Raw genomic sequence first — 1,448 nt, forward strand, 5'->3', positions numbered from 1 at the left:
GATGCGATCCAGTCGATATCCTGCTCCTCCATCGAAATCGCGTCCACAGGATGCCAGCCCACGGCCGCATATATAAAATCATACGTCTCCGCCAGTTTCATCGTAGACGGTATCGTCTCCCGGTTAAATCCGATATTGACCATCCGGCTCACGCCAGATTGCAGAGCTCTCTCAATCATGTCCTCCCGATCCTCGTCGAATTGAGGAGCATCGAGATGCGTATGTGTGTCGAACAGCATGAGGTTTCCCCTCTCCTTCCTGTCATATCCCGAATAGTAACATTTTCCGCAAGTTCCGGTATTATCAGTATATTACTGCGTCTAATTGGGCTGTCTGAATATCTTTACTACGGTATCCGGCAAAGCATTCAGCACTTGGCTGATCTTCTCTTCCGGATAGTACAAATGACAACGACCTTGATGGATGCCACTGATGGAGCGTACAATTTCGGATACCTCCGAAATCTCCCTCAGTCCGTCGTAACGATCCAGCAGCAGAATCTGCTTCTCGCTCTGTGGTGCGCCTGGATGGAATTCATCATAAGGAAGATCGGTCGGAAAATCAATCTCCAGATCGTAATCCGGATGTAAGCCCACAGCTTGAACGGCTTGGCGAATAGCGTCGATCGAACCTTGATCCATGTTGTCGATTTCTACATATTTATAGAGCTTGCGGTGCATAAACCGGCCGCATAATTCGCTAAGGAGTTGATCCTTCTCATCGGTCCACTGCAGGAACGCAGTCTGGATCAAGGCTTCATCCAGCCGGAGATATTGGTTCACGTTGATATTGCCTTCAAATAATGCTGGCAGCGGATCAATCATGAACCGATAAGTATATCCTTGATGATATAACTCCATCGCCCGGCGGAATATTTGACGCAGAATAATTTCAGAGCTGCGCGTCACCGGATGAAAATAGACTTGCCAGTACATTTGGTAGCGGGACATAAGATAATCCTCCACCGCATGCATACCTGATTCTTTGACCACAACACGGTCCTTGTAGGGTCTTAACATCCGCAGAACCCGGTCGATATCTATGGTTCCATAATTCACACCTGTATAGTATGCATCGCGCAGTAGATAATCCATCCGATCCGCATCGAGTGGACTTGTAACTAGATTCATAACGATGGGTTTATCGTACGTTTTCTGAATGACGGATGCCACCTTACTCGGGAAGTCATCACCGAGCTCGAGTAGTACCTGATGAATGCATGTATCACCCAACAATATTCTGCACGTCCAATCCTCATGATTCATGTCAAAGGCTTCTTCTATTGAATGAGAGAATGGACCGTGTCCCACATCATGCAGCAAAGCAGCACATAGCGCCACCTGTCGTTCCGAAGCTGGCCAATCGGAATAGCCTCTGCGCTCGAACTGAGTAATGATGCGTCTCGTTATTTCGTAAACACCTAGAGAGTGGGAGAAGCGACTATGTTC

Annotated in this window: 2 protein-coding genes; both read right to left on the reverse strand. The window is 47.8% G+C overall.

All coding sequences use genetic code 11. From position 1 onward, the window contains the following. On the reverse strand, positions 1 to 239 hold a 239-nt coding region (locus ACFRAK_RS28695; RefSeq protein WP_394573146.1), incomplete at its 3' end, for a TatD family hydrolase. 81 nt (positions 240 to 320) lie between these two features. Further along, positions 321 to 1,448, reverse strand: a 1,128-nt coding sequence (locus tag ACFRAK_RS28700; protein WP_394573147.1) for an HD domain-containing protein, incomplete at its 5' end; no start/stop codon positions are given.

Source organism: Peribacillus sp. NPDC056705 (genome assembly GCF_043656335.1).